21 protein-coding genes and 1 pseudogene are annotated in these 19,873 nt (G+C 30.6%); 10 read left to right on the forward strand and 12 right to left on the reverse strand.

The window, feature by feature from the left end:
* Positions 1–39 precede the first annotated feature (39 nt).
* From OEW74_RS09700 to OEW74_RS09715, 4 genes and pseudogenes are all read left to right on the forward strand, one after another.
* On the forward strand, positions 40–1,644 hold the full coding sequence (locus tag OEW74_RS09700) for a pyruvate dehydrogenase complex dihydrolipoamide acetyltransferase (RefSeq protein ID WP_265428283.1): 1,605 nt from the start codon (positions 40–42) through the stop codon (positions 1,642–1,644).
* Between the two features lie 158 nt (positions 1,645–1,802).
* Positions 1,803–1,961 (forward strand): hypothetical protein, encoded by a 159-nt coding sequence (locus OEW74_RS09705; protein WP_265428284.1) that lies wholly within the window; start codon positions 1,803–1,805, stop codon positions 1,959–1,961.
* A 12-nt stretch (positions 1,962–1,973) separates the two neighbouring features.
* A pseudogene (locus tag OEW74_RS09710) lies at positions 1,974–2,669 on the forward strand (GLPGLI family protein); the annotation flags it as partial.
* 39 nt (positions 2,670–2,708) lie between these two features.
* Positions 2,709–3,536 carry a GLPGLI family protein gene (locus tag OEW74_RS09715; RefSeq protein WP_265428285.1) on the forward strand — a complete coding sequence of 276 codons (828 nt, stop codon included), beginning with the start codon at positions 2,709–2,711 and terminating at the stop codon, positions 3,534–3,536.
* Positions 3,537–3,611: 75 nt separating this feature from the next.
* Here the strand turns inward: OEW74_RS09715 and OEW74_RS09720 are convergent, their stop codons facing one another.
* Positions 3,612–3,908, reverse strand: a complete 297-nt coding sequence (locus OEW74_RS09720; RefSeq protein ID WP_265428286.1) for a hypothetical protein — start codon at positions 3,906–3,908, stop codon at positions 3,612–3,614.
* A gap of 326 nt (positions 3,909–4,234) precedes the next feature.
* Here OEW74_RS09720 and OEW74_RS09725 point away from each other — a divergent pair, with 326 nt between their 5' ends.
* On the forward strand, positions 4,235–5,893 hold the full coding sequence (locus OEW74_RS09725; protein WP_265428287.1) for a helix-turn-helix domain-containing protein: 1,659 nt from the start codon (positions 4,235–4,237) through the stop codon (positions 5,891–5,893).
* 520 nt (positions 5,894–6,413) lie between these two features.
* Here the strand turns inward: OEW74_RS09725 and OEW74_RS09730 are convergent.
* The gene (locus tag OEW74_RS09730) at positions 6,414–6,584 is read right to left on the reverse strand and encodes a lmo0937 family membrane protein (RefSeq protein WP_265428288.1); all 171 of its coding nucleotides are present in this window, start codon (positions 6,582–6,584) and stop codon (positions 6,414–6,416) included.
* Positions 6,585–7,396: 812 nt separating this feature from the next.
* On the opposite strand from OEW74_RS09730, the gene OEW74_RS09735 reads away from it, so the two are divergent.
* The 3 genes from OEW74_RS09735 (at position 7,397) to OEW74_RS09745 (ending at position 9,172) form a co-directional block, all read left to right on the forward strand.
* A complete protein-coding gene (locus OEW74_RS09735) occupies positions 7,397–8,014 on the forward strand; it encodes a hypothetical protein (RefSeq protein ID WP_265428289.1) in 618 nt (205 codons plus the stop codon).
* Between the two features lie 134 nt (positions 8,015–8,148).
* Positions 8,149–8,901 (forward strand): SDR family oxidoreductase, encoded by a 753-nt coding sequence (locus OEW74_RS09740; protein WP_265428290.1) that lies wholly within the window; start codon positions 8,149–8,151, stop codon positions 8,899–8,901.
* Between the two features lie 10 nt (positions 8,902–8,911).
* Positions 8,912–9,172, forward strand: a complete 261-nt coding sequence (locus OEW74_RS09745) for a SemiSWEET transporter (protein ID WP_265428291.1) — start codon at positions 8,912–8,914, stop codon at positions 9,170–9,172.
* Positions 9,173–9,185: 13 nt separating this feature from the next.
* Here OEW74_RS09745 and OEW74_RS09750 read toward each other — a convergent pair whose 3' ends face one another.
* The 4 genes from OEW74_RS09750 to OEW74_RS09765 are packed head-to-tail and all read right to left on the reverse strand — an operon-like array spanning position 9,186 to position 14,347.
* Complete coding sequence (locus OEW74_RS09750; RefSeq protein WP_265428292.1) at positions 9,186–10,160, reverse strand: FAD:protein FMN transferase; 975 nt, start codon at positions 10,158–10,160, stop codon at positions 9,186–9,188.
* Positions 10,161–10,171: 11 nt separating this feature from the next.
* Positions 10,172–12,367 carry a PepSY domain-containing protein gene (locus tag OEW74_RS09755; RefSeq protein WP_265428293.1) on the reverse strand — a complete coding sequence of 732 codons (2,196 nt, stop codon included), beginning with the start codon at positions 12,365–12,367 and terminating at the stop codon, positions 10,172–10,174.
* A 12-nt stretch (positions 12,368–12,379) separates the two neighbouring features.
* Positions 12,380–12,862, reverse strand: a complete 483-nt coding sequence (locus OEW74_RS09760) for a DUF2271 domain-containing protein (RefSeq protein ID WP_210149497.1) — start codon at positions 12,860–12,862, stop codon at positions 12,380–12,382.
* Positions 12,863–12,868: 6 nt separating this feature from the next.
* Positions 12,869–14,347: an ankyrin repeat domain-containing protein gene (locus tag OEW74_RS09765; RefSeq protein ID WP_265428294.1), complete on the reverse strand. Its 1,479-nt coding sequence runs from the start codon at positions 14,345–14,347 to the stop codon at positions 12,869–12,871.
* 353 nt (positions 14,348–14,700) lie between these two features.
* Here OEW74_RS09765 and OEW74_RS09770 point away from each other — a divergent pair, with 353 nt between their 5' ends.
* Positions 14,701–15,021 (forward strand): hypothetical protein, encoded by a 321-nt coding sequence (locus tag OEW74_RS09770; protein ID WP_265428295.1) that lies wholly within the window; start codon positions 14,701–14,703, stop codon positions 15,019–15,021.
* Positions 15,022–15,024: 3 nt separating this feature from the next.
* Here OEW74_RS09770 and OEW74_RS09775 read toward each other — a convergent pair whose 3' ends face one another.
* A complete protein-coding gene (locus OEW74_RS09775; protein WP_265428296.1) occupies positions 15,025–15,462 on the reverse strand; it encodes a hypothetical protein in 438 nt (145 codons plus the stop codon).
* A gap of 199 nt (positions 15,463–15,661) precedes the next feature.
* On the opposite strand from OEW74_RS09775, the gene OEW74_RS09780 reads away from it, so the two are divergent.
* On the forward strand, positions 15,662–16,369 hold the full coding sequence (locus OEW74_RS09780) for a DUF421 domain-containing protein (protein WP_265428297.1): 708 nt from the start codon (positions 15,662–15,664) through the stop codon (positions 16,367–16,369).
* A gap of 61 nt (positions 16,370–16,430) precedes the next feature.
* Here OEW74_RS09780 and OEW74_RS09785 read toward each other — a convergent pair whose 3' ends face one another.
* The 5 genes from OEW74_RS09785 to OEW74_RS09805 all read right to left on the reverse strand — a co-directional run bounded on the left by OEW74_RS09785 (position 16,431) and on the right by OEW74_RS09805 (position 19,861).
* Positions 16,431–16,850: a hypothetical protein gene (locus OEW74_RS09785; protein ID WP_265428298.1), complete on the reverse strand. Its 420-nt coding sequence runs from the start codon at positions 16,848–16,850 to the stop codon at positions 16,431–16,433.
* Positions 16,851–16,970: 120 nt separating this feature from the next.
* The gene (locus OEW74_RS09790) at positions 16,971–18,260 is read right to left on the reverse strand and encodes a cryptochrome/photolyase family protein (protein WP_265428299.1); all 1,290 of its coding nucleotides are present in this window, start codon (positions 18,258–18,260) and stop codon (positions 16,971–16,973) included.
* Complete coding sequence (locus tag OEW74_RS09795) at positions 18,247–18,939, reverse strand: lycopene cyclase domain-containing protein (RefSeq protein WP_265428300.1); 693 nt, start codon at positions 18,937–18,939, stop codon at positions 18,247–18,249. The genes OEW74_RS09790 and OEW74_RS09795 overlap by 14 nt, the downstream gene beginning before the upstream one ends.
* Positions 18,940–19,398 (reverse strand): sterol desaturase family protein, encoded by a 459-nt coding sequence (locus OEW74_RS09800; protein ID WP_265428301.1) that lies wholly within the window; start codon positions 19,396–19,398, stop codon positions 18,940–18,942.
* Between the two features lies 1 nt (position 19,399).
* Positions 19,400–19,861 carry an SRPBCC family protein gene (locus OEW74_RS09805; protein ID WP_265428302.1) on the reverse strand — a complete coding sequence of 154 codons (462 nt, stop codon included), beginning with the start codon at positions 19,859–19,861 and terminating at the stop codon, positions 19,400–19,402.
* Positions 19,862–19,873 lie beyond the last annotated feature (12 nt).

Raw genomic sequence — 19,873 nt, forward strand, 5'->3', positions numbered from 1 at the left:
CTCAAATCTCGAATCTCGAATCTCAAATCAATATAAATTATGGCAGAAGTGATTACAATGCCACGTCTTTCCGATACAATGACGGAAGGAAAAGTGGCTAAATGGCATAAAAAAGTAGGAGATAAGGTAAAAGAAGGAGATATTTTAGCCGAAATCGAAACTGATAAGGCAGTACAGGATTTTGAATCTGAAGTTGAAGGAACTCTTCTTTATGTAGGTGTTGAAGAAGGTTCAGCTGCTGCAGTAGATTTAGTTTTGGCAATTATCGGAAATGAAGGAGAAGATATTTCAGGATTAACAGGCGGAGCTGCTGCTCCCAATGCTGCTTCTGAAGACAAAAAAGAAGAACCAAAAACAGAATCTAATACTACTGCAACTGAAGAAACTTCTGCGGAAGTTCCGGCTGGAGTAGAAGTGATTACAATGCCAAGACTTTCTGATACAATGACAGAAGGTAAAGTGGCTAAATGGCATAAAAACGTAGGTGACACCGTAAAAGAAGGTGATCTTCTTGCTGAGATCGAAACTGATAAAGCTGTTCAGGATTTTGAATCTGAATTTAACGGAATTCTTTTGAAGCAAGGTGTTGAAGAAGGTGGTGCTGCTCCTGTTGATACCGTTTTGGCTATCATCGGACCAGAAGGAACTGATGTTTCTGCGGTTGGAGCTCCAAAAGCTGCTGCAAAATCTACGAATCAACCAGCTGAACAAAAATCTGAAATAAAAACAGAAGAGAAATCGGCTGCATCAACTGCAAATTCTTCTTCAGACAGAGTAGCAATTTCTCCTTTAGCGAAAAAAATGGCTCAGGAAAAAGGTGTTGATATCAATTCTGTACAAGGTTCAGGAGAAAACGGAAGAATCGTTAAAAAAGATATTGAAAATTATCAACCATCTGCAAAACCTGCTGCTTCAGCTCCGACCGCAAGTCCAGCTGCACAAGTTGCATTAAGTTTTGTACAAGGTGAAGATACAGAGACTCCAAATTCTCAGGTTAGAAATATCATTGCAAAACGTCTTTCTGAAAGTAAATTCTCCGCTCCTCATTATTATTTGATGGTTGAGATCAACATGGATAAAGCGATTGAGGCTAGAAAAGAGATCAATTCTTTACCAGATACTAAAATTTCTTTCAACGATATGGTGATTAAAGCGACTGCAGTTGCTTTAAGAAAACATCCACAGGTAAACTCTAGTTGGGCAGGAGATAAGGTAATTCACAGAGGAAATATCAACGTTGGAGTAGCGGTTGCAATTCCTGACGGATTGGTAGTTCCGGTTCTTAAGAATACAGATCAGATGAATTACACTCAGATTTCTGCTGCTGTAAAAGATATGGCTGGAAGAGCAAAATCTAAAGGTCTTAAAGCTAACGAAATGGAAGGTTCTACATTCTCTATCTCAAACTTGGGAATGTTCGGAATTGAAACTTTCACAAGCATCATTAATCAACCTAACGCAGCAATTCTTTCTGTAGGTGCAATTATTGAAAAACCAATCGTTAAGAACGGTCAGATTGTAGTTGGAAACATCATGAAGCTTTCATTAGCTTGTGATCACAGAGTTGTAGATGGAGCAACTGGAGCTCAGTTCTTACAAACTTTAAAAACATATTTAGAAAGTCCTTTAACTTTGTTACTGTAACTTTTTAATATATAAATAATTAAAACCTCTCATTTCGAGAGGTTTTTTGTTTTAGATTTTATATTTAAACGTACTTTTTCTCAAATTTTAATTTTATTTCTAAATTTAAAAACTTTGTTGGTAATAAATAAAATTCTATTTTAGTGAAAAATATCTAAATGAAGAGAATTATTATTGGAGTTTTTTCCTTTTTAAGTGTGGCGTTTTTAGCTCAGAATCAACGTTTTTCTTATGAATATAAGTTTGTAAGAGACTCTACTGAAAAAGATAAGGCTGAAACAGAGGTTATGCTTCTTAATGTGTTTTCTAATGGATAGCAATTTTACAGTAAAGATGTTTTTGAATCTGACTCAATAATGAACGCTGAATTTGAAAAGCAAGCAAGAGGGGGTAATTATAATGTCGATTTAAAAGATTTTAAAGCTAAAGGGAGCGTAAGGTACCAGATTGAGAAAAATTATCCTGATTATTCTGTTAATTATTTTACCAACTTGGGATCAACAGAATATATGGTTCAGGAAAGTAGAAATCAAAACTGGAAAATTCTTTCCGAAAAAGAGAAAGTAGGAGAGTTTGAAGCCCAAAAGGCATCATGTAATTTTGCTGGAAGAATCTGGACTGCGTGGTTCGCAACTGATATTCCTATTCAGGATGGTCCTCATAAATTTCATGGTTTACCAGGATTAATTGTAAAATTACAGGATAAAACACAGTCCCACACTTTCGAACTTAAGGGCGTAAAATCCTTTAATGAAAATAAAGAATGGAAAAGTTTTAAAGATAAAGAACGTTATGAGCAGTTAATTGTTATGAATGAAAAAAAATATAAAAAAGTTTATATTGATAATCGTACCGATCCAAATAAAAGTATGCGAAATTTATTAGCCAATGGTGGTAAAGTTGAATTTAAAGATGCCTCCGGAAATATATTAGATACTAATAAGATGATGAAAGATATGGAAAAAAGAAAACTTGATGCAAATAAGAAAAATAACAATATTCTCGAACTGGATTTACTGAAATAATATTTATTTAAATTTTTTGCAATGAAATTAAGTTTTTTAATGATTACATTACTTGTATCAATAACTATTTTGGCACAAAATCAACGCTTTTCTTATGAATATAAATTCATAACAGATTCTACTAAAACTAATGAAGTTGGTACAGAAATCATGTATCTCGATGTAGCCAAAAAAGGTTCAAAATTCTATAGCCAAAAGAAAAGTATAGCCGATTCAATACATCAGGATAGAATAACGAAACAAACACGAGATTTTACGGGTATTGATTATGGCTCAGTTCCATTTGTTGTTGAAAAATCTTACCCTGATTTTAAAATAGATTTTTTCAACAATCTCGACATGAATAAATATAAAGTTTCTGATAACAGAACAATGAACTGGGAAATTCTACCCGGAAAAGAAAAAATTGGCGAGTTTAACGCCCAAAAAGCATCTCTTTATTTTGCTGGTAGAATTTGGACGGCATGGTTTGTTTCTGATATCCCTATTCAGGATGGACCTTATAAATTTCATGGCTTGCCAGGATTGATTATTAAAATTGAAGATAAAACAAAATCACACTCTTTTGTTTTAAAAGAAATCAAAAAAAGAAATTCTGATCAGGAATGGGTAAGTGATAATGAGAAAAAAACTTTTGGAAATACAGTTGTTATTGATCAGGAAAAATACAAAAAACAAGTTATCGATTTTAGAAATAATCCTACAAAAGGAATGCGTCAGATGTTATCCGGAAACACAAAAATAATGATGATTGATGAAAACGGAAAACCATTAGATATTGAAAAAATGCTGAGAGAACAAGAGAGAGATGCTAAAGCAAATAATGCAAGAAATAATAATTTATTAGAGTTAGATTTGCTGAAGTAAAATTATAAATCAACGAGTTTTTTATATAAAAGAAACCTGATATAATCAATATCAGGTTTCTTTTATAAAGTTTTACTATTCTTTCACTTTCCAGTGCGTGCCATTTTTTGGAGGATCTTTTGGTTCATCTATAACTGGTGAGAATGAAATTAATGAATCAGTTTTAAGATTATTTATAGGGTTTCTGGGCGGAGTTTTTATGGAATCTCCAGAAACTTTCCAGTGTGTTCCATTTTTTGGGGGATCAGTTTCTATGCTTTCTACTGATGTTGAATCATTGTTAGTTCTTTGAGATTCTTCAGTTGAATTCTGTTTCGTTGATGATCTTAAGGCTTCTTCTGCCATACTTTCGTCATCTTGCCTACAGCTCATTGAGCAGATTCCCGCTGCTATGAGACTGAGTACAATAAATTTTGTTTTCATTTTATTCTAGGATTAATGATTATATTTGTTCGTAATTTAGTTCTTCGAAAATAGTCAAAAATATATACTATTACAAATACATTGGGGTTCGATTTATAAATTTTTACCGTGCAAAAATACACTAATTTAAATAAAAAGAGTGTTAATTAATTAAAGTGATTACTCTATAATAGCTTATAATAAATAGTTTTTGCGTACTTTTGAATGAAATTTCTTAGAAATATTTAATGATTAAAAGAATTTTTACACTTAGTTGCTTTTTCATTATAAATATAATGTACTCGCAGGATTATTACTCGAAACTTAGAGAGAAGTATTGGGCTTACGAAGAAAATGATCCTAAGGCGCTTGTATATGTAAATCAATATATTAAAAAAGCAAAGTTAGAGAAAAATTATTCTGAGCTTTTTCAGGCGTATAAAGATGCTATTTTATATTCAGAAAATCAAAAAATGATTTATGCAGATAGTGCTTTAGTTGCTGCAAAGAATTCTGGGAATAATGATTTAATTGGAGATGGCTATCTTAGTAAAGGAGCAATATATTATTTTAATCAACGTAAATTTCAATATGCTTTAGAAGAATATTTAAAAGCATATGAATATCTAAAAGACTCAAAAAATGAGTTTTTAAAGTATCAAAATATATATCATATAGGCGTTGTAAAAAGTTATCTCGGGTATTACGATGAGGCTCTTAAGATATTTAATGAATGTATTGATTTTTTTGAAACAAAAATTGATGGTGACATTAAAAAAAATATTATTTTTAATAATACAAAAGGATATTTAAATTCTCTCCATCAAGCAATTATATGCTATCAGATGTTAGGAAAAGATGAGCAAGCCAACAAGCTACTGAATATAGCAGAGACTAAAATCCCTAAAACAAAAGATTTTTATCTGGAAACAAGTTATTTCACAAAAAGCTTAGGTGTTTCAGAATTCAAAAAAAAGAATTATAAAAAGGCGATTTATTATTTTGATAAAGCACTTCCAGAACTTATAAAAGTTAATGATTTTACTTGGGCTTCTTATATTTATTTCTATAAAGGAAAAAGTTACGAGCTTTTAGGGGATTTAAATCTTGAGGTAGAAAATTACAGAAAAGTAGATTCCATTTTTAAAGAAAATAAATTTATTCTTCCTGAACTGAGAAGTAATTATGAAGAATTGATTGAATATTATCGAAAAGATAGCAATCATAAAGAAGAATTATATTATACAAATCAGCTTCTTAAAGTGGATAGTGTAATAGCTTCAGATTTTAAACACCTTTCCAGCAGGGTTTATAAGGAGTATGATACCAAGATGCTTCTGGAAACAAAAGAAAACTTAGAGAAAACAAATTCTTACAGTAAACTGCTCATCTTTATTTGTTTGGCGATTATTACGGCATTAGGAATCGTAATGTATTACAGAATCAGAAAGCAAAAAAACATTCAAAAAAATTATGACGATTTATTAATAAAGCTTGAAGAGAGTATTCATACGCAAGAAATTCCTCCTCTTGTAAAACCTGATATTGTTGATTCGGGGGATAAGAATATCAAGTTTGATAACAGTATTGTAGAAAAGCTCTTAAATGACATTCATACATTCGAAAATAAGCAAGGATATTTAGAGCAAGGGTTAACCCTTAAAAAGCTTGCAGAACAGTTTAAAACAAATACTTCTTATCTTTCTCAGGTAATCAACGAATATAAAGGAAGTAATTTTAATACTTACATTAATGTTTTAAGAATCAATTTTGCGACGCAGAAGATTTATCATGATAAAGAATGGAGAAAATATTCTATTGAGCATATTGCTTCTGCTGCAGGTTTTAGCAACAGACAAAGCTTCTCAAATATTTTCCTTGAGCAAAATGGTATAAGACCTGCTGATTTTATTAAAAAGAGAATTAAGGAATTAGAAGACCAGGGTCAGTCTTAATTTTGCAAAACATATAAAAAATGAAAACCGAACTTCAAAGAAGTTCGGTTTTTCTATTAATAAAATGTGATGATGGTGTCTAATTTAGAATTGTAGAGAACAGGGTTCTTTTTCCTAGATTGTCCGAACCCTGATGTTCTACATGAAAACTGAATGATGAAAAGTTATTATATATGAATGATTAAGTGTCTCGTTTTATCTGTAACAAATATATCATCATAAAATTTCATCAACAACTTATTGTTGGAGCTATTTATAAATAGTTACGTAAAAATTCACAAAAAAACACCGTGTAATACTGTTTTAACTTTCTGATAATTAATTGTTTATTATTTTCGTTTGTATTGTTCGAGAATTTAATTGAAATACACTCTAATAATTAGATTTTCAATGAAAATTAAATTGAAATTTGAGCTTTAGTGATAATTTATGAATAGGAATTAAATCAATTTTAAAATTTTGACATAAAAAAAGCTGAATAATACGATTCAGCTTCTTAAATTTTCTATCACTTTTCTTGTTAATCTAAAGGCTTTCTGCCGGAAATAATATTGTAAAGAATAACAATTACTGCAATTACCAATAATACATGAATTAAATAACTGGTACTGATTCCCGGGATAATATTTAGCATTCCTAAAAGCCAAACAATAATACAGATGACGGCTACTAACCATAATAAGCTTTTCATAATAATATTTTTTGATGTTTATATATTGTTATTAGCATATTATGTGCCTTTTCGTTAAGAAAGAAAATATTTTTAATATTCTATATTCTTTTTGAAGAAAATTTCTTGAGCTAGATATAAAAATTAAATGATAAATGTTTATTGATTTCAATTGAATAAAATTTCCAATCTGAATCTGTTTTCCAAATCCTATAGTTTATTTTAATAGATATATGCGTTATAAAATATTATTTAGACTTGATAAGCTTAAATTGAAAGTTTGTCTTAAGCTCGAGTAATTATTAAGTATAAAATGACGGTATATAAAAAATTAAACCCTCCGTGTAGGAGGGTTTAATAAAAACACAAATGATGAAAAAAAAATTTTCATTTCAAATATACTTAAAAAAATAATATCTGGTAGAATTTATTTTAAAAAAATTCATAAACTTATTTCTTTCGAGGGTCTAATTATCAAATAATTTAAAAATTTTCACAACTATTGAAAATTTATGATTTAAATAATAAAAAGGGAATAGAAATTGATGCCAAATTTATTCATTAAATAAATCATTATCCGTTGTATTTATTTTCTAGATTTTTTCTTTTGATGATAAAATGTTTTTCGTATTTAGTATTCTGATTACCAGTTGTTAATTCTAATTTTTTCATCTTCGAATTAATATTTTGAAGCAAATGTATTTTCTTTAAATGGTGATATATTTATATAAAACATCACATCTAAGTACTTTAAGCTTTAAAAAAAAATGAATATAGATTATGATTTTTAAATAAGATAAATATTTTAAGCAAATTATACTATAATAAAACTAATGCAGACAAAATTAATGAAGGCAAAAAAAGTTCCGGGAATTCCGTTGCAAGTGAAAGGTAATTTCCACGATACAGAAAGTATTCAAAAACTTGAAAATGCTCAGGAAGCTGAGTTAAAATATAATTTACTCAAAGAAAGGTTTTTTGAAATAAATAAATGGGGAACTTATTCAAAAGAAAATATCGCAGAATTCACACTATGTGATTCTTCAGGAAATAGAATAGATAGATCACCCATGATAGGAGATTATATCAAAATATTACTATCTGAAGTAAAAAATCCTAAGACAAATGATTATCAATGGGTAAGAATCGATATGATTGATAAAACAAACCCTAATCGTATCATGATACAATGCCGACCTTCAAAATTACCGGGAAATGAATTCGCAGGAAAAACGGTGCATTTTCATTCTGCTGGTACAACTTCCACTTTTGTTATTTCAAAAGGGAATGATTATGTTAAAATGGCAATTTACGGGAGAAACGAAAAGCCAAATCAAAACACGGATCTAATAAGCAGTGTAAAGAATATGTTTATTGTTCTTGGTGGGATGGTCGGTTCATCAAAAATTCAATGGAAACAACTCGCTGATGGTATGGTAAGTCTAAAATAAATACCACATTTATCATTTTGTTGTTCTTTTTTATCATAAAAGCATACAATTTGCTTCATGTTTTTAAAGAAATAAAGATTCAGTATATTATTTTATGCTGAATTTTTATTTTAAATCATAATCACCAAAAATATATGAATAGATTACAACTTAATGGTAAAACAGTCTTAATTACCGGAGCCGACAGTGGAATAGGAAAATCTGCAGCCTTACTTTTTGCAGAAGAAGGTGCTAATATTGCAATTATCTTTCATTCGGATATTGAAGATGCTGAAAAAACAAAAAATGAGATCGAATATTTGGGACGCCAATGCTTGATTTTTAAAGGAGATGTAAATGACAGTAACTTTTGTCAAAAAACAACAAAAGAAGTGATTGACCAATGGGGAAGCATCGATATTTTGGTAAATAATGCAGGAATTCAGTTTCCAAGTGATGATATTACAAATTTAAATGAAGAAAATATTCGTACGACTTTTAATTCAAACATCATCGGAATGATTCTGCTCACAAAAGCGGTTTTTCCTTATTTAAAAGAGGGAAGTTCTATCATTAATACAACTTCAGCAGTAGCTTATCAAGGTCATGAGGAACTATTAGATTATGCCGCAACTAAAGGAGCGATTGTTTCTTTTACAAGATCTTTGGCCTTACAGGCAAAATCGAAAGGAATAAGAGTAAATGCCGTTGCTCCGGGACCGGTTGCAACACCACTTACAGAAGAAACTTTTAACGAAAAAGAGGAAGATGATAATAAACCACCTTTGCAAAGAAATGCAAATACTGAAGAAATTGCACCGTCTTATCTTTTCTTGGCAACTTCGGCTTCGGCACAAATGACAGGACAGGTTTTGCATCCCAATGGTGGAATTATTGTTAACGGATAATTTAGAAAAAATGGACGTACAGATTTTAGGATTAATTGCAGGTGTTTTAACTGCTATTGCATCAATGCCACAACTCATCAAAGTAATTAAAACAAAAAATGTAGATGATATTTCCTGGTTGATGCTTGTGATTCTGATTTCCGGACTTTCACTTTGGGTTTGGTATGGTTTCGAGCAGGATGAATTGCCTATTATTTTATCAAATTCTTTTGCTGCCCTGGTAAATATTACATTATTAGTATGTTATTTTATTTTTAGAGATAAAAGCTGATATAAAGAGACATCTAATCTTTCAGATTTTTTACAATTTTCCCTGAATCAGTAATCAACAAATATTGATATTCAGGGAATTTTTTTATTAACTTCAAACCTTCCTTTTTTCCTAAAACCATTATTGAAGTACTAAAGCCATTTGCCATTGTTGCATTGGGTCCTACAACGGTAACGCTCGTTAATCCGGTTGAAGGATAGCCTGTTTTAGGATTCATAATGTGAGAATATCTTTTGCCGTGAATTTCTGCATATTTCTCATAACTTCCGGAAGTTGTCACGGCATTTTCTTTTAAATAGAGAACTTCAGCAATTTTATCATCTTTAAAAGGATTATTAATTCCAATTGCCCAAGGTTTTCCATCGGGTTGAGTTCCCCAAGTTGAAATATCGCCCGAAGCATTGATAATTCCTGCTTTTACTCCAAAACTTTTCATCAATTCTCTGGTTTTATCTGCTGCATAACCCTTTCCTATCGATCCGAAACCTATTTTCATTCCTTTGTTTTTCAAAAAAATAGTAGAATTGTTTTCATCTAAAATAATATTTTGATAGCCAACATTTTTTACAGAATTTTTTATAGATTCTTCAGACGGTAATTCATTCATAGAATCATCAAACTTCCAGATTTTATCCATCGCAACGATGCTTATGTCGAAAGCTCCGTCAGTCAATTTAGAAAAATAAATTCCTTTTTCTGTTAAAGCAAAAACTTCGGGATCAACTTTTAAAGGCTTTATTCCTGCATTTCTGTTAACTTCCGAGATCTGAGTTTCCGGTTTCCATTCTGAAATTAAATTTTCAATTCTCGTAATTTCTTCTATAGATTTATCAATGTTTTTTTCTGCCGAAAGAGAATCTTTATCTACCAAAGTAATTTCAAATTTACTTCCCATTAAAGTAACCAATCTGCTTCTTTCAACTTGAGCAAACATTGATGAAGAAAGTAAAATCAAAAATAATTGGAAGAAATTTTTCAGGCTTTTCATGTGCTTTAAAATTAATAACAATCGGTTAAAATTTGTCCGTTTGCTTTGTAATTTTCGTAATCTTTATTTTTTAAAGCACACAGTTTTCTTAAAGTATCTTCCACATCATGTTGCATTTTTAGTGCACCACAAATCATGATGAAAGCTCCGTTTTCCAATGAATTGGCAAACAATTCAGCATCTCTTTCAACCAGATCCATTACATATTGAGAATTTTCTTCACGAGAAAAAGCTAAACTGAAAGAACTTAATTTTCCTTTTTGGATATTTTCATGAGCGAAATATTCATAATTTACAGTCAATTCATTTGATTTTCTGAAACCACAATACAAATGAGTTTTTGTTTTTCCGGTTTGCTCCTCAATCATTCCTAGAAATGGTGCAATTCCGGTTCCATTGGCAATCATAATTACTTCAGAAGCTTTTTTAGGAAAATGGAATTCTGAATTTTTAATAATCCTGGCTTTTATTTCCTGATTTTCTTTTAAACGATGCAAAAACCCTGATCCGAGACCATTTTCATGAAGTTTTACAACCAATTGAATTGCTCCATTCACTTTTCCGATAGAATAGAATCTCTCTTTATGATCATTCTCAGGGTAAATCGCAAGTAAATCTCCCGATTTAAATTTTACTAATGAATTTGGTTTTAAAATTACTTTAAAAGTTGTCACTTCATCCACGATTTCACTTCTTCCGATAACTTTCATTTTCTTTAAAGACGGAACTTTTTCGCTGTATAAAGATGGTGCAGTTGCCAAAGGAATCATGGTTTCATAGCTCCATTTCTTCACCCATTCTGTAAATTCTGCGGCTGATTTATCGTTGACTGTAAAAAGTTCAAGATGAGAGTCTGCCCAGTTTTGTTCGGATAATAATTGGTTAACTTCAATTGCAAAACCGCAAAAATCTTCGTAAGATTTAGAACCAAAACCAACTACAGAATATTTAATCTTTTGATTTTGAGGAAATTCTTTTAAAAGCTTTTTAAAGTTGGAAGCATTGGTTGGAGCTTCACCTAAACCATAAGTTGAAGTAAAGATGATAAATTGCTCTGCTTTAGGATATAATTTGTATTGATTAAGCTCTGTGATAAATGATTTTTTTCCGTCTGATAAAAGTTGAGAATGAATTTTATTGGCAAAACCTAAAGTCGAGCCGTTTTCTGAACCTACAAAGATCACAATCTCTGCATTTTCAGCTTTGTATTTATTCTTGATTTTATTTCTGGTTCGTTTAAAAGTAATGACAAAACCTGAATAAATAAACATCAAGATCCCAATAGAAGAAAGCCCTAAAACGATTGACCAAAAAACACTTCCACGACCTGTATGAAAGGTTAAACTTAGGTTTTCATAAATAAGGGTCAACGGATATTTTTCCTCCTTTACAATTTCACCGTTGATTTGGTTGACGGTAATTTCTCTGTCTTTTAGTTTTAAAACAAAAAATTCTTCAGCATCATCTTCAATAAAAGGAAATTCTATTTTCTTGACTTTACTGAGTTTTGTTTCCTTAAAAATAGGGAAGTCTGCTAATTTTATCTGAGTTTCAGAATTGGTGATTTTATGAGCAATCTTTTCATTTTTTCCTTTTGGTATCAATTCAAAACGATGAAGGAAAAGATAAGTTCCTGTTACAGAAACGACTAAAATTGGAATTAATAAAATTCTTCCTGAAACAACATGCAAATATTGCGAGAAAAAGTCTTTCTTGATATTGTCGAAAAAATGTCTAATCCCATTTTGTCTTTTGATAATCAGAATAAGCCCTGAAATACTGATGATCATTAATAGAAAAGAAACAACTCCAACTGCAAATCTTCCGGTTTCTTTTAAAAATAAAGAACGGTGCAGCGAAGTTATCCAATTGATAAATTTACTTTTTTCAACAGGTTTTCCTAAGATTTTTCCGGTTGTAGGATCGATGTATGCTTTGATGTTTTCACCATTATCGTCTAAACCTTCCAAGGTTACAAACTGATTGTGATCAACACTGATCTCCGTAATTTCCGGAAAAACCTTGCGCAGTTCCGGTAAAGACTGGGCAAGGTTTATGTTACTGAAATCGTCAACTCGATAAGGTTGAACTTTTTCCTGTGCAGCATCGTAAGCTAAAATAATTCCTGTGGTAGAAGCTACGATCAAAAATAGGAATGTAAGTATTGCTAAAGTTAAATGGGCATACCTCCAAATCGATAAGGTCATTTTTGGATTTTTTTATAACTTATTAAGTTTTACATATCGAATGTAACCTTTTCCTTCTGTTTTTGCTGTAATACCTTCAGTTGTAAAAGGTAGTTCTACATCTGAAACGTTGTATTTTTTATCTTCAACAGCAGTTTCAAAACGTACTTTGTAACCTTTGTTCAGATATTTATCTTCAATAGAAAAAGTAGAGATACTTCTGTCTCCATCTGCTACAGAGGCTCCTGTAATTGCATTTAATTTTACTGGTTTTTTACTCTGAAATTTGTGCCATTCTTTTAATGTATCATGCCATTTTGTATCAGGACCCATCACATAAAGCGTCTTTTCATAAGCACCTTTTGGGTTAATTAAAGAAACTACAACATAAGCACCTTCACCGCCATAGCTGGTCAACTGAAGCATACATTTATATTTTGAAGCCTGTGCATTGGCAAAACCTGCACAAAATAAGGTCATTAAAATTCCTAAAGCCTGAATTTTAAAATATTTCATAGTATTTTATTTTAAAAAGTCAATTGATACGTTATTATTTTTTAAGCTTTCATTTTCTGAAGCAAGATCGTAAGCAGTTTCGTCAAATTCTGTTTTGATGGTCTTATTGGCACCCAAAGAAACCAGATATTTTAAAATGGTATCATCTTTTGCAACCAAAGCTGCTTTTTGAAGAGCAGTCATACTTTCTTTGTTAAGAGAGTTCACATCAATTTTTAGATCGCTTAATTTTTTCAGAAGATCCAAATCATTTTTTGCAATCGCTAGATGGAGTAGTGTATTACCATCTTTTTGTGAAGCAGTAACATTTACATTATTTGATTGAAGAATATTTAATTTTTCTGAAAATTCATCAGAACCTCTTTGCGGACCAGGTCTGTAAGACTGAATTAAATAATATGCTAAATTATTTCCTTTTGCATCAACAATTTTAGCATCAGCTTTATTTGAAATTAAAAATTTAACAATCTCTGCAGAACCACTTTGGATAGCCTGAGTTAAGGCAGACTCTCCATTAGAATTTACAGCATTGATGTTTTGGGTTTTTGCTGCAATTGCTTTTACATTTTCAATATCTTTTCCGCTTGAAGCAATTATTAAAGCATTATTTCCTTCTTTGTCGGTTTTATTCGCATCAACTCCTTTGCCGATTAAATAATCAATAATTTCTTTTTGACCATTTTTTTTAGCAATGATCTGTAAAGCATTGGCACCATTTGCATTTACAGCAGAAGGATTTAACTTTACTTCATCAATTAAATATTGATAAACAGGAAGTGTATTCGTAACTGCTCTTGTTCCTGTTGCAGCATTGACCAAAGCTTTATCCGAAGCTTTTACACCCTGATTTTTTAATGATTTTAAAAGCTCAATATTTCCGAAGCTTGCCGCATAATCAAAAGCAGTTGCTCCGGTGTCATCTACATCCTTTATAGAAAGACCTTTTGAAGTGAAAAGTTTTTGTAAAGAACCATCTTTGTCGTTTCCAATCGCCAATAGCAAAATATTGGCTCCGTTTTTATATTTGTGTTTCGGATTTACACCAGCTTTGAAGAATGTTTCGTACACTTTTGGATCATTTAAACCAAACATTGCAGCAAAAGCAAGAGGCGTTAAACCTTTTGTATCTAATTTATTAACGTCAGAACCTTTAGAAATAAAATATTCAATGATTTCAGGATTTCCAGCCATTGCAGCCCAGTGAAGATAAATTCTACCATCATGAGTAAGCTTGTCTACTGCATTTCCTTTTTGCTCTAAAAGAAATTTTACCGTTTCCAGAGGAGCTTTATTGGTAAGGGCAAGAGAAACAGGATCGAAAGTACTTCCATTAAATTCAGAAGGACTGTTTCCATTGGATATTTCTTGCTTTACTTTTTCTACATTAGGTTTAGATTTCCAAAAATCTGCCTGTAATAAAGTGTTTTTTTGAGCACTGATTATTACAGAAAATAATAATAGAGCAGAATATAATATCTTTTTCATTGTTATTTTTATTTATTCTAAATACTGAACGCAAAATTAGTGTTTCCTAACGAAGCTGAAAAGGAATCTGTATAGAAATTTGAGCTTTAATTGTTGATTATTATCATTAAATGAATAAAACCAGGAAGCCTTAAAATAGTTTATGCGTTAGGTCATAAAAAATTATAGCGAAAGTTTATAATTTTGAATGTATAGATAGTATCAATCCAATTTTATTTGTCTACGTTTATAACTCAAGTTTTTTAAGACTGTCAATGTTTTTTTGACAGTCTTTTTATTTTAATTATGATTCGGAGATACCACAAATCTTATGGTTGGCAATAATTTTGTTTTAACTGAAGAAATATTAGTTTATGAAAAATTCAGTGAAAATTGCCTTAGGTATTGTTGCCGGTGGAGTTTTAGTCTTTTTAAATCAAAAAAGAAAAGGAAGAAACAATAAAAATCACACATTTACGGCTCCTGATGGAAATCAATACAAAGAAAATCAAATGTACCGAACTGCTGAAGGAGAAGTTTTTAAAAACGGAAAAAAGATTCGTCTCGAAACTCCGGGAAATATTGTTTCAACCCATAATCATGTAGATGTAAATTTTAATAATCAACATCTGAATGATCATTATAATCCAAATCAGCAGGTTTCTTATCATCAAAAAGGAGACAGACATCGATAAAATTTAGCAATCATTGGCGCTGTAATTGGCTTTTTCCAATTCGTCTTCCATTTTTTCAATTTCAGATTTAGATTGTTTTATCTTTTTTAAATCTACCTTTAACTGTTTTTTTCCATCAGGAGAAATCCATAGACCTTGAAGTGTTTCTGAATTGCGTTTTAAAAGCATAATTCCTGTATTATAATGCTCAACAAAAGTATATTGTTGAGCTTTTTCAGAAAAAGTAGTATCCAGAAGGATCCAGTTTCCAGTTTTATTATCGGTATATTTATAAATTCCGGAAGCAATAATACTGGGACAACCTGTTTCTTCAATTTTCAGATAAAATGAAATATTTATTTTTCCGTCAATAGTTCCTGTATATTTTTCTTGTTTAAGAATTTGCTGAGCATTGATTGCTAAAGATGAAAACGATAAAAGTAGAGTAGTGATAATTTTCATTTTATTCTTTTTTTTAATAAAAACTTAATTTTTAACTGGTATAATTATTATCACTAAAATATGATTTTCAAAATTAATTATTTTTTATAAATCAATTATCAAATATTTGTCGATGAAATGAGGCTTTTGTTGCAAATTTAGATTTATAAATATTCAATTTTATTGGCTTATTTTTTGAATCTTCAAATAAAATTTCATCATGTTTTTAGCAACTTTTTTAAACTTTACCTGGAAAGAATTATTCTTGGGAACCGAAGATTGGGGATTTCTCTTAGAAATTATACTTCGTACGATTATTATGTTTCTTACCATTATTATTAGTCTTCGGGTTTTAGGAAAAAGGGGAGTAAAGCAGCTGTCAATTTTTGAATTGGTGGTCATTATCGGTTTAGGTTCTGCAGCCGGAGATCCTATGTTTTATAAAGAAGTGGGAATTGTTTCGTCGATGCTTGTTTTTTTGGTCATCATTATTTTGTATTCTTCTATTACAGCACTGATAGGAAGGTTCAAAAAAATAGAAAATTTATTTGAAGGAAAAGCCATATATCTTATTGAAAACGGAGTTTTTGCCATTGACAATTTTAAAAAAGAAAATTTAGGAAGTGATGAGTTTTTTGCAGAATTAAGAGTGAAAGGAATTTCACATTTAGGTCAAATTGACTGTGCTATTGAAGAAGTTTCCGGTGAAATAAGTGTTTTCTTTAATGAAGATGAAAAAGTGAAATACGGTCTTCCGATCATGTTAAATTCTTTGGATCATCCAATGAAATATATCCAAAAAGCGGGGCATTATTCTTGTACTTTTTGTGGTTTTACAGAAAAAAAGGAGGTAGGAAATGCGGGAAGCTGTAAAAATTGTGGCAAAGAAAATTGGGTCGAAGCCAGCAACAAAACAAGAGTTACATAAAAATCCCCAACCAAAGTCAGGGATAATAATATAAAAATATGAAGTTTAATCGCTTCGTTTTTTAAATGGCTGCTTCGTGAAAAGAGCTTTTCAGAAAAACGGTTGTCTCTTTACCAAAAAGACAAGAGAAAATATTCTGAAATTCGTGGATATATTTACACTTTATCGTATTCCCATAAATTTTTAAGCCTTCAAAAATCTTTTTTGAATTTAAATCAATATCATATTTAATAAAAGATTCTGGCCTTTCATAGCGAATAATTTGTTGGTCTGAAGCATAAGTTTTTAAGAAACCAAATTTCTCTAACCAGTCTTCTGTAATCTGAATAGGGCTGATTTTTTCTGCCGGTACAGAAATAGCGTGACTTTCATTTTCAATCTTAACAAAATAATCGTTTCCATTCTGGAAAATCTCTGTTATCGTAAAAATCTCTGTTTTGTACTCAACAAGATTTTTAATTTTTAAATCTGTAACTTTCATATTATTAGGTGGTGTGGTATTTATTATGTTAAATGGTTAGTTGCAAATACTATGCCTCACATCATTTATGTGGTACCTAATTAATATGAATTTTTAGAATTTTTTTCAAAAAAATAAAAATTATTCTTTTACTGCTTTTTTATAAGTCTCCAAAGCTCTTTTTCTTGCAACAGTATGTTCCACGATTGGTGTTTTTACGGCGTATTTCTCAGGATTCCATTGAGTAATATATTTTAAATCTTTATCAAATTTTTTAGTTTGTTCACTCGGATTAAATATTCTGAAATAAGGCGCAGCATCGCAACCACAACCTGCTGCCCATTGCCAGTTTCCATTGTTTGAAGAAAGCTCGTAGTCTAAAAGTTTTTCTGCAAAATAAGCTTCGCCCCATCTCCAATCGATGAGAAGATGTTTGGTTAAAAAACTGGCGACAATCATTCTTACCCGATTATGCATAAATCCGGTCTCATTGAGCTGTCGCATTCCTGCATCTACAATTGGATAGCCTGTTTTTCCTTCACACCAGAGTTTAAATTCGTCTTCATTATTTCGCCATTTAATGTTTTCATATTTTTCTTTAAAACATTTTGTAACAACTTTTGGAAAATGATACAAGACCTGCATAAAAAATTCTCTCCAAATTAATTCATTCAGCCACGTCTCGTTATGTTCTGAAGCATATTTCACACATTTTCTGATTGAAATTGTACCAAATCGTAAAGCAATTCCCAATCGTGTCGTCTGATCTAAAGCCGGAAAATCTCTGTTTTTGTCATAAGATTCTATAATTTTTTTATCTAAAACAGGTTCAACGAAAACCATATCCGTTTTTTCAAAACCAATTTCTTTCAAAGTATGAATATTCTTAGTTTTAAATGAATAAAAATTTTTAAAACTAATTTGTGTTGAATGAATTTCAGTTTGATGAAATTTTTCTTTCCATTTTTTTGAAAATGGCGTGTAAACCGTATAAGGCAAACCATCGTTTTTTACAATTTCATTTTTTTCAAAGATGACCTGATCTTTAAAATCTTTAAAATTGATCTTGTTTTTATGGAGAAAATCTGAAATTTCCTGATCGCGTTTTATGGCATTTGGTTGATAATCGCGGTTGCAGAAAACAGTTTCAACATCAAATTCGTTGATAATTTCTTTAAAAATTTCGAGTGGTTTTCCGTGATAGGTTTTAATTCCTGATTGGTGTTTTTTTAATTCTTCATTAATTCCTTCTAAAGCCTGATGAATATAATCAACTCTTCGGTCTGACTTATTTTCAAGCTGATCTAAAATTTCGGTATCAAATATAAAAATTGGCAGTACTTTCTGGTCTGATTGTAATGCAGCATTAAGAGCGGTATTATCAGAAAGCCTCAAATCTCTTCGAAACCAGAATATATTAATTTTGTTCATCTTTTTTAAATTTATGAAAGAAGAAAAGATTCCACAGAATCATTTCGTAACCATAGACTGTATCTTCAACAGGAATCGTTAAAATTCTGAAACCTATAAAATCTTCCGGGTTGTAATTAACAATAGGAGAATCGAGTCCGGTTCCGGTGAGAATTCCGTTGACAGCTAAAAATCCGGGCATTAAGACCAAATAAATGAATGATGCTTTTCCAATCCATTTTACTTTTAAAACAAAATAGAGTACCATTAAAGTGATTGCAGCTGTAAGAAAAGTAATAAAAGAATATATTTTATCTCTAAATAGAATAGCTAAAATCAGGCAAAAAATAATTGAAATAATTACAAAAGCTTTTTCAACAGATGGTTTCCAATTTAGTTTAAAAAATTTATCTAAACAGAAATAGGTAAATACACATGAAAATGGAATGCAGATAAAAAACAATAGTTCCTCAATCGGAAGTCCGAAAAGTCGTTTGCCAATTAAATATTTATCTTTAAACCACCAAACTCCATTTGCGGTGAACCAAACATCCCATGCAATAAAAAATAGAGCAACAATAATTGAAGAAAGCAAAAAAGCTTTAAAATGTCTGTGAAATTTAATTTTCGGATGAAAAGAAAATATAAAACAGATAATTATTGTAAAAAAATTAATCGCTAAATACGTGTATTGCAACATTTACTGTTTATTTTTATTAAAATACATTTTAAAAAATCTCACAGGAACCCATAGAAAGCCAAAGCATTCTCCTTGTTCTTTTCCTGTATGCTTGTGATGCTGTTTGTGACCTCTTCGAATAGCCAGCAAATAAGGATTTTTTGTGTTCTTTAAAATATTGAAACGCTGATGAATAAAAATATCATGTACAAAAAAATAAGCCATTCCGTAGATCGTTATTCCAAGAGCGATATAGAAGTAAATATTGAAATCATTTATCGTTCCATAGTACATTAATGCAATAGTTGGAATTGCAAAAATGGCGAAGAAATAATCATTTCTTTCCATAGGTCCTTCGTTGCTGTGATCGTGATGATCGCGGTGAAGCGTCCACAAAAAACCATGCATAATGTATTTGTGAACTAACCAGGTAATTCCTTCCATCGTAAAAAATGTAGCTACAACAATTAAAAAATTCATGCTATTTTTTATTAAATGTTTCTTCTAAAATTTTAAATCGGTAATCGAAAATATGTTCCAATTTTTTCTTTACCATTACGCTGTGTGCAATTTCTCCTAAAAAGCCGAAAGGCAATTCGTAACTTATAGTATCCATCATCAAAACACCTTTATCATTTATAATAAATTCATGAAAATGATTCCATAGTTTGAAAGGTCCTTTTTTCTGAAAGTCTGTGAAGCTTTTCTGAAAATTAACTTCCGTAATTTCGGTTTGCCAGTTTAGTTTAATTCCCAAAAGAGGCGAAACGTAATAATCAATCAACATTCCTTCATAGATTTCGTCATCAGAAAGCTGTGTTCTTACTACAAAATTCATGTCTTTCGGGGTGATTTCCGAAAGATTATTTGCCGAAGAGAAAAATTTCCAGGCAGTTTTTATATCGCAGTTAAGTTGTTGTTGACGTTTAAGCTGGTGTACCATTTTTTTAATTTA

This window comes from Chryseobacterium sp. YIM B08800 (assembly GCF_026163565.1).
Classification (GTDB): domain Bacteria; phylum Bacteroidota; class Bacteroidia; order Flavobacteriales; family Weeksellaceae; genus Chryseobacterium.

Excerpts from the sequence above, each read along its gene's own strand:
- OEW74_RS09700 (WP_265428283.1), top strand. The coding sequence starts at position 40 with ATGGCAGAAGTGATTACAATGCCACGTCTTTCCGATACAATGACGGAA.
- OEW74_RS09705 (WP_265428284.1), top strand. The coding sequence starts at position 1,803 with ATGAAGAGAATTATTATTGGAGTTTTTTCCTTTTTAAGTGTGGCGTTT.
- OEW74_RS09715 (WP_265428285.1), top strand. The coding sequence starts at position 2,709 with ATGATTACATTACTTGTATCAATAACTATTTTGGCACAAAATCAACGC.
- OEW74_RS09720 (WP_265428286.1), bottom strand. The coding sequence starts at position 3,908 with ATGAGCTGTAGGCAAGATGACGAAAGTATGGCAGAAGAAGCCTTAAGA.
- OEW74_RS09725 (WP_265428287.1), top strand. The coding sequence starts at position 4,235 with ATGTACTCGCAGGATTATTACTCGAAACTTAGAGAGAAGTATTGGGCT.
- OEW74_RS09730 (WP_265428288.1), bottom strand. The coding sequence starts at position 6,584 with ATGAAAAGCTTATTATGGTTAGTAGCCGTCATCTGTATTATTGTTTGG.
- OEW74_RS09735 (WP_265428289.1), top strand. The coding sequence starts at position 7,397 with ATGCAGACAAAATTAATGAAGGCAAAAAAAGTTCCGGGAATTCCGTTG.
- OEW74_RS09740 (WP_265428290.1), top strand. The coding sequence starts at position 8,149 with ATGAATAGATTACAACTTAATGGTAAAACAGTCTTAATTACCGGAGCC.
- OEW74_RS09745 (WP_265428291.1), top strand. The coding sequence starts at position 8,912 with ATGGACGTACAGATTTTAGGATTAATTGCAGGTGTTTTAACTGCTATT.
- OEW74_RS09750 (WP_265428292.1), bottom strand. The coding sequence starts at position 10,160 with ATGAAAAGCCTGAAAAATTTCTTCCAATTATTTTTGATTTTACTTTCT.
- OEW74_RS09755 (WP_265428293.1), bottom strand. The coding sequence starts at position 12,367 with ATGACCTTATCGATTTGGAGGTATGCCCATTTAACTTTAGCAATACTT.
- OEW74_RS09760 (WP_210149497.1), bottom strand. The coding sequence starts at position 12,862 with ATGAAATATTTTAAAATTCAGGCTTTAGGAATTTTAATGACCTTATTT.
- OEW74_RS09765 (WP_265428294.1), bottom strand. The coding sequence starts at position 14,347 with ATGAAAAAGATATTATATTCTGCTCTATTATTATTTTCTGTAATAATC.
- OEW74_RS09770 (WP_265428295.1), top strand. The coding sequence starts at position 14,701 with ATGAAAAATTCAGTGAAAATTGCCTTAGGTATTGTTGCCGGTGGAGTT.
- OEW74_RS09775 (WP_265428296.1), bottom strand. The coding sequence starts at position 15,462 with ATGAAAATTATCACTACTCTACTTTTATCGTTTTCATCTTTAGCAATC.
- OEW74_RS09780 (WP_265428297.1), top strand. The coding sequence starts at position 15,662 with ATGTTTTTAGCAACTTTTTTAAACTTTACCTGGAAAGAATTATTCTTG.
- OEW74_RS09785 (WP_265428298.1), bottom strand. The coding sequence starts at position 16,850 with ATGAAAGTTACAGATTTAAAAATTAAAAATCTTGTTGAGTACAAAACA.
- OEW74_RS09790 (WP_265428299.1), bottom strand. The coding sequence starts at position 18,260 with ATGAACAAAATTAATATATTCTGGTTTCGAAGAGATTTGAGGCTTTCT.
- OEW74_RS09795 (WP_265428300.1), bottom strand. The coding sequence starts at position 18,939 with ATGTTGCAATACACGTATTTAGCGATTAATTTTTTTACAATAATTATC.
- OEW74_RS09800 (WP_265428301.1), bottom strand. The coding sequence starts at position 19,398 with ATGAATTTTTTAATTGTTGTAGCTACATTTTTTACGATGGAAGGAATT.
- OEW74_RS09805 (WP_265428302.1), bottom strand. The coding sequence starts at position 19,861 with ATGGTACACCAGCTTAAACGTCAACAACAACTTAACTGCGATATAAAA.